Origin of the sequence: Nocardioides sp., from assembly GCF_036274455.1 — a bacterium.
Taxonomy (GTDB): Bacteria; Actinomycetota; Actinomycetes; order Propionibacteriales; family Nocardioidaceae; genus Nocardioides.
This window is the reverse complement of record NZ_DASUFR010000185.1, coordinates 45,242-51,821: the sequence shown is the minus strand read 5'-3', so window position 1 is coordinate 51,821 and position 6,580 is coordinate 45,242. Positions and strand designations below refer to the sequence as shown.

The window sequence follows — 6,580 nt, the reverse complement described above, 5'->3', positions numbered from 1 at the left end:
TCGCTCCGCAGCACGTGCAGCAGTTGACGCATGTCAACAAGGGCCTCACGGGCGCTCCCGCGAATCGCGCGGAGCGGCTCGCCGGCCCGCGAGGGGTCCCGCGCCAGAGCCGCCTCGGCCGCGTCGGCCTGGACCGCGATCACGCTCAGGCTGTGCGCGACGACGTCGTGCAGCTCGCGGGCGATTCGGGCGCGCTCGTCCGCCACGGCGAGGCGGGCGAGGTCGCGCTGGTGCTGCTCGGCGTACGTCGCCCGCGACCGCCAGGATCTGGACGCCCGACCCAGCAGCCAGGCGCCGCCGAGCTCGATCGCGATGAACGGATAGTCCGAGCCACCGTCGAGCCATTCGGTGAGGAACATCCCGGCGAGCATGAATGCGAGACCGAGCGAGGCGACGCCTTCGTCGTGCCCGGCACCGAGCGAGTACGCCAGTAGGAGCACGACCACCAGCGCCATCAGCGTCCCCGGAGACTGGTTGCCCCAGATCCCCTGGATGACGTTGGCCGCGGTGGCCACCATCGCAGCCACCAAGGGTGCGCGCATGCGTCCGAGGAGGCTCAGGCCGATCACGACGGCCACTGGCAATGTCAGAGCCACCGGCGTCTCGTCAACGGCTCCACTGATCAGTCCGCCGATCGAGAGAACCACCACGAGCCCTGCCAGCACGACGTCGAGGAGGGGGACCCCGAGGACGGCTCGGGGGCGCGCGGTGGACGACACCCCGTCGAGGGTAGATCGTCTCGACGTCCCCGGGATCCGCACGGAGGAGGAGAGGGGTCCACCGCGCGGTTGAGTCGATTCGCGACGCAGCGGGAGGCGACGAGGGGTTCCGTCGCGCGAGCGTGACGTCATGACCAATTCCACTCTTCTTCGATTCTCAGCGGTCGGCCTGCTGATCGGGGCGCTGCTGCTCTCGCTGGGCGACCTCCTGCGTCGTGCCGTCGACTCCTCGAGCGGCTCCTCGCCGACGATGATCGCCGCGTCGGTCCACGACCACGCGAGCGTCTGGCTTGCTGCCGGCATCGTGAGTGCGCTGGCGCCGGCGTTCTTCATCCCGGGCGTCTGTGCCCTGGTGGCGACCACCCGCGGACGGGGGTCACGCGTGGTCGCCGTCGGCGGATCCCTAGCGGTGCTGGGCCTGGTGGCCTCAGCGGGGCACGCGGTGGCGTACTACGCCCCGTTCGCCCTGTACAGCCGGGCCAGTACCGACGCCGCGACGATCAAGGCGTTGGACGATGCCTCGGAGGCCTACCCGATGCTCGTCGCACTGATCATCGCGTTCATCGTCGGCGTCACGATCGGCATGATCACGCTCCTCATCGGCCTGCGTCGAGCCCGCAGGGTGCCCGTGTGGGCGCCGATCGCCGCGGTGGTGTTCGCGGTTGCCGGCAGCTCCGGCGGTGTCGCGATGGGGATACTCGGCATCGCGGCGGCGCTGGCGGCGTTCCTACCTGCGGCGCGGGCATTGGTGGTCCCGACGACCGACGGAGCATCGGCGCCAGGTGTTCGCGACATGGATCCGACCTCAGTCTGACCGGAGGTGGCCGTCGGGCCGGGTGAGGCATCGCCGCTACGGCCCGACGGTCCACCGCGTCTATGACTTGATCGGTTCGCTGCGTCTCCGCGCCAGGGTACAGCGCTCCGTAGGATGCGAAGAGCGCCGCAGTCCGCGCCGGAACCAGCAATCGTCAACGCGTACTGGCGACGACGCTAGATGTTGACGCGGAACGATCACGCACATACCGGCGCGACGCAACAACGGGTGGCCAAGTGCCCAGGCGCGCATTGAGCTGCTCGGCCAACCGCGTACGCCGCCTATCGAACGGGGTCCGGAGCGGTACACGGAGGTTTCGCCGACATCTACAAGAACCATCTCTCGGAGGCTCCAGAGGGCTTCGAGATCGAACTGCGACCCCAGCCTTCTCGACCGCAGCCACTTCTCACCATGGCGATGCTGTCGCTATTGACCGTAAGTGACTACAGCATCACGTTCCTGGGGCACCCGTTGCCGGCGACGCTTGAGGAGCGTGATCGCGCGCTCATGGAGATGCTCCGGCGGGTGGATCAACTCCACGAAAGCGACCTGAACGACCGTTGAGCAATCCCGCCCCAAAAGGGCGACTGGCGACCTCCAGCACGTCATCGTGCGCCTCACGAAGTTTGCGACGCCAAAGGGTCACGTCATAGACGTGCCAGTTGTTGGCGCCGCCGCCGGAGATTGGGCATCTGAAACAGGAAGATCAGGCCCATGCTGCTGGAATTCTTGCGGACTCTGTGCGGACTGGGAGGGGTCACACCCCCTCTGAGCTGCGCAAACGCATCGATTCACACGTTGAAGCGGAACTCCACCACGTCGCCGTCCTGCATGACGTAGTCCTTGCCCTCCATGCGCACCTTTCCGAGCTCGCGCGCCTTGAGCATCGAGCCGGCGGCGATCAGGTCGTCGTAGGAGACGATCTCGGCCTTGATGAAGCCGCGCTGGAAGTCGGTGTGGATGACGCCGGCGGCCTCGGGGGCGGTGGCTCCCTTGCGGACCGTCCAGGCGCGGGCCTCCTTGGGACCCGCCGTGAGGTAGGTCTGTAGGCCCAGGGTGTCGAAGCCGACGCGGGCGAGGACGTCGAGGCCGGGCTCGTCCACGCCCATCTCGGCGAGCATCTCGCGGGCCTCCTCGTCGTTGTCGAGCTCGACCAGCTCGGCCTCGAACTTGGCGTCGAGGAAGATCGCCTCGGCCGGCGCGACGAGCTCCCGCATCCTCGCCTTCAGCGCCTCGTCCTGGAGCTCGTCGGCGTCGCAGTTGAAGACGTAGATGTACGGCTTGGCGGTGAGCAGCGACAGATCGCGGAGCAGGTCGCGGTCGATCATGGTGGCGATGATCGGCGTGCCGGCCTCGAGCGCCTCCTTGGCCTCCCGGACGGCGGCGGCCTTCGGCTGGCTGTCCTTCTTGATCCTCGCCTCCTTCTCCAGCCGCGGGAGCGCGTTGTCGACGGTCTGGAGGTCGGCCAGGATCAGCTCGGTCTGGATTGTGGAGATGTCGTTGGCGGGGTTGACCTCGCCGTCGACGTGGGTGACGTCGGCGTCCCGGAACACGCGCGTCACCTGGCAGATCGCCGCCGACTCACGGATGTGGGAGAGGAACTTGTTGCCCAGCCCCTCCCCCTCCGAGGCGCCACGCACGATGCCGGCGATGTCGACGAACTCCACGGTGGCCGGGACGATGCGCTCGGAGCCGAACAGCTCGGCGAGCCGGGGCAGCCGCTCGTCCGGCACGCCGACCACGCCGATGTTGGGCTCGATCGTGGCGAACGGGTAGTTGGCGGCCAGCACGTCGTTCTTGGTCAGGGCGTTGAACAGGGTCGACTTCCCGGCGTTGGGGAGTCCGACGATGCCGATGGTGAGCGCCACGAAATGTCACTCTAGGTGGCATGCGCAGCCGCGCCCGCATCGTCGTCCCCGTCCTCGCCCTGGCCCTCTCGCCGGCGCTCGCAGGGTGCCGGTCCGGCGGTGACGGCGCCCGGGTGGACACCGGCGCACTGACCCGGCAGCAGTACGACGCCGCGGTCAACACCGCCCGCCACGAGATCGAGAACCAGGACGCGAAGGTCACCAGCGCCACCGCGGTCCTCAAGCACCACACGGGGAAGAACGCCCCCACCAACACCGGTCACCGGTGCACCGGCGCCCAGGTGCTCCGGATCCGGCTGATCGGCACGTTCCCGCACACGGTCACCACCGGGACACCCGGGGGTGGAAGCACGAAGGTCACCGAGATGGACATCAAGGCCGACCCCGGCACCGGAGAGGCGTGCCTGATCGGGGTCGGCACCGCGAAGCACCCCCGGCCCGAGAAGGGTGCGACCGTCCTTCAGCTCGACGACTGATCCGCACTGTGCATCGCGATCCGCCGGGGTCAGGGTGCGGGCTGCGGCGCCGCGACCCCGACAGGCTTCCCGCGACTCCGGAAGGTGAGCCACAGGCTCTCGACCACGTAGTAGGCGAGGTAGGCCATCGACAGCAGCGTGAGGCCCAGCGGGACGTCCGGCAGCAGCGCGGTCATCACCCCGAACAGGACGAGCCATGCGGTGGCGCCCGCCATGTTGGCGTACCAGAACGTCTCCGTGCGCGAGGGGTAGACGTACTTGATCGGCACGAAGACCAGCACCGACAGCACGACCAGGAGCACCGTCGTCGTCGTGGCCCCGAGCTCGAGGACGACGACGTAGAAGGCCACGACGTTCCAGTACGACGGGAAGCCCAGGAAGAAGTGGTCGTCGGTCTTCGCGTCGGTCCGGCAGAACTGGTAGCACGACGCCACCACGGGCAGGCTGGCCACCACGCCGCCCCAGGCGCCGTCCGGCAGGTAGCCGTTGGCCCAGAGCAGGACCATCGGCGCGAGCACGTAGGTCAGGTAGTCGACGATGTTGTCGAGAAGGGCGCCGTCCAGCTCGGGGACGTGCTCCTTGACCCGCAGCCGCCGCGCGACCATCCCGTCGGTCCCGTCCACGACCATCGCGGCCAGGAACAGCCACAGCACGGTGGTGACCTCGTGCTGGTAGGAGAAGTGCACCATCAGCAGCGCGAGCACGGCCCCGGCGGCGGTGTAGGCGTGCACCAGCCACGCGGCCAACCTCTCCATGTGGCACCACGCTAGACGTGACTAGGTTGGGTCCGTGCGGCTGGCCACGTGGAACGTCAACTCTCTCCGGACCCGCATCGACCGGGTCGAGAAGCTCCTCGTGCGCCACGACCTCGACGTGCTGGCGCTGCAGGAGACCAAGGCGCGGGAGGACCAGCTGCCGCTGATGGGGCTGCAGGCGATGGGCTACGACCTGGCCTACGCCGGCACCAACCAGTGGAACGGCGTCGCGATCCTGAGCCGGGTCGGCATCGAGGACGTCGAGCTCGGCTTCGAGGGGATGCCCGGGTGGGGCGACCCGGTCGCTCCCGAGTCACGCGCCATCGGCGCCACCTGTGGCGGGGTCCGGGTCTACTCGCTCTACGTGCCCAACGGCCGCAAGATCGACGACCCGCACTACGTCTACAAGCTCGACTGGCTCTCGCGGCTGCGCGAGGCGGCCCACGGCTGGCTCGGGTCAGACGTGTGCCTGGTGGGCGACTGGAACATCGCCCCGCTCGACGAGGACGTCTTCGACATGGCGGCGTACGCCAACGACACCCACGTGACGCCGCGCGAGCGCGCGGCGTTCCAGGCGTTCCTCGACGACGGCTGGGTCGACGTCGTGCGCCCGCACGCGCCCGGGCCGGAGGTCTACACCTACTGGGACTACTACCGGCAGCGCTTCGAGCGCAACCGCGGGATGCGCATCGACTTCGTGCTCGGCACGCCCTCGGTCGCCGACCGGGTGGTGCACGCGTTCATCGACCGCGAGGAGCGAGCCGGCGTCGGCGCGTCGGACCACGCCCCGGTGGGGGTGCAGCTCGACTGACGGCCGGCGGCGCGGCTCCGACCACGCCCTGCGCCACGGTCCTACCGTGATGGTGTGAGCGGGGCTCGCACCCTCTGGGAGGAGGGTCACGAACCGGGCCGCCAGGTGGTGGCCCTCGGGCTCGCGCTCACCCTCACCGTGGTCGTCCTCGACATCGCGGTCGACGGGCGGGTGGGCCCGGTCTTCGACGTCGCGTTCGTGCTGATGTGCCTGGTCGTGGCCGTGCTGGTCCGGCCGGAGGACTTCTTCACGGTGGGCGTGCTGCCACCGCTGGTCATGCTGGTGTCCTTCGTGCTCGTGGCGATCTCACTGCCGCACGCGCTCGCCCCGAGCGAAACCGCGCTGGTGCCGACCGTGGCGAACGGGCTCGCCGACCACGCGGTCGCCCTGGGGATCGGGTACGCCGGGTGCCTGCTGTGCCTCGCGATCCGGGACCAGTTCCTCCGCGGACGGCGATCGACCTAGGCCACGAAGCGGCTGGCGTCGCCGGCGCCCTGGCGCAGCACCTCGGGGACGCCCTCGGACCAGTCGATGACCGTCGTCGGCTCGGCCGGCGTCTCGCCGGCGTCGACGACCAGGTCGACCGCGTGGTCGAGCTCCTCCTTGACGTCCCAGCCGAGGGTCCGTGGCTCGGTCTCGCCGGGCAGGATCAGCGTGCTCGAGAGCAGCGGCTCCCCCAGCAGCTCGAGCAGCGCGTGCACGACCGTGTGGTCGGGGATGCGCACGCCGACCGTGCGCTTGCGCGGGTGCAGGAGCCGGCGCGGCACCTCCGGCATCGCCGGGAGGATGAAGGTGTAAGGCCCCGGCGTCACGGACCGGATGGCGCGGAACGCCGCGTTGTCGACCTTGACCAGCTGGCCGAGCTGGCCGAAGTCCTTGCAGACCAGGGTGAAGTGGTGCCGCTCGTCCAGGCCACGGATGCGCAGGATGCGGTCACGGCCGTCGCGGTTGCCGGTCCGGCAGCCCAGCGCGTAGCCCGAGTCGGTCGGGTAGGCGATCAGCGCGTCGTCGCGCAGCGCGTCCACGACCTGCTGCAGCAACCGCTCCTGCGGGTTGTCCGGATGGATGTCGAGGTACCGCGCCACAACTTGGACTCTAGGGTGCGCGCGCTGTGGCACCATCCCACCCGTGCGGGGG

The 6,580-nt window shown here is 69.4% G+C and carries 9 protein-coding genes; 5 read left to right on the top strand and 4 right to left on the bottom strand.

Annotated elements, in window-relative coordinates; genetic code table 11:
* The coding region (locus VFV89_RS18710) for a sensor histidine kinase (protein WP_329707479.1) at positions 1 to 719 on the bottom strand (719 nt) is incomplete at its 3' end.
* 130 nt (positions 720 to 849) lie between these two features.
* Between VFV89_RS18710 and VFV89_RS18705 the strand changes: the two genes are divergently transcribed.
* Positions 850 to 1,533 carry a hypothetical protein gene (locus VFV89_RS18705; RefSeq protein ID WP_329707478.1) on the top strand — a complete coding sequence of 228 codons (684 nt, stop codon included), beginning with the start codon at positions 850 to 852 and terminating at the stop codon, positions 1,531 to 1,533.
* A 411-nt stretch (positions 1,534 to 1,944) separates the two neighbouring features.
* Complete coding sequence (locus VFV89_RS18700) at positions 1,945 to 2,097, top strand: hypothetical protein (protein WP_329707477.1); 153 nt, start codon at positions 1,945 to 1,947, stop codon at positions 2,095 to 2,097.
* Between the two features lie 227 nt (positions 2,098 to 2,324).
* Here the strand turns inward: VFV89_RS18700 and ychF are convergent, their stop codons facing one another.
* A complete protein-coding gene (ychF, locus tag VFV89_RS18695) occupies positions 2,325 to 3,401 on the bottom strand; it encodes a redox-regulated ATPase YchF (RefSeq protein WP_329707476.1) in 1,077 nt (358 codons plus the stop codon).
* 20 nt (positions 3,402 to 3,421) lie between these two features.
* Here ychF and VFV89_RS18690 point away from each other — a divergent pair, with 20 nt between their 5' ends.
* The gene (locus VFV89_RS18690; protein WP_329707475.1) at positions 3,422 to 3,877 is read left to right on the top strand and encodes a hypothetical protein; all 456 of its coding nucleotides are present in this window, start codon (positions 3,422 to 3,424) and stop codon (positions 3,875 to 3,877) included.
* Between the two features lie 29 nt (positions 3,878 to 3,906).
* On the opposite strand, the gene VFV89_RS18685 is transcribed toward VFV89_RS18690, so the two are convergent.
* Positions 3,907 to 4,632: a CDP-alcohol phosphatidyltransferase family protein gene (locus tag VFV89_RS18685; RefSeq protein WP_329707474.1), complete on the bottom strand. Its 726-nt coding sequence runs from the start codon at positions 4,630 to 4,632 to the stop codon at positions 3,907 to 3,909.
* A 34-nt stretch (positions 4,633 to 4,666) separates the two neighbouring features.
* Between VFV89_RS18685 and VFV89_RS18680 the strand changes: the two genes are divergently transcribed.
* Entirely contained in the window at positions 4,667 to 5,443 is a 777-nt protein-coding gene (locus VFV89_RS18680) for an exodeoxyribonuclease III (protein ID WP_329707473.1), read from the top strand.
* A 54-nt stretch (positions 5,444 to 5,497) separates the two neighbouring features.
* Positions 5,498 to 5,908 (top strand): DUF6542 domain-containing protein, encoded by a 411-nt coding sequence (locus tag VFV89_RS18675; protein WP_329707472.1) that lies wholly within the window; start codon positions 5,498 to 5,500, stop codon positions 5,906 to 5,908.
* Here VFV89_RS18675 and VFV89_RS18670 read toward each other — a convergent pair.
* Complete coding sequence (locus VFV89_RS18670) at positions 5,905 to 6,528, bottom strand: L-threonylcarbamoyladenylate synthase (protein WP_329707471.1); 624 nt, start codon at positions 6,526 to 6,528, stop codon at positions 5,905 to 5,907. The two genes, VFV89_RS18675 and VFV89_RS18670, sit on opposite strands and share 4 nt — an antisense overlap.
* Between the last annotated feature and the right edge of the window lie 52 nt (positions 6,529 to 6,580).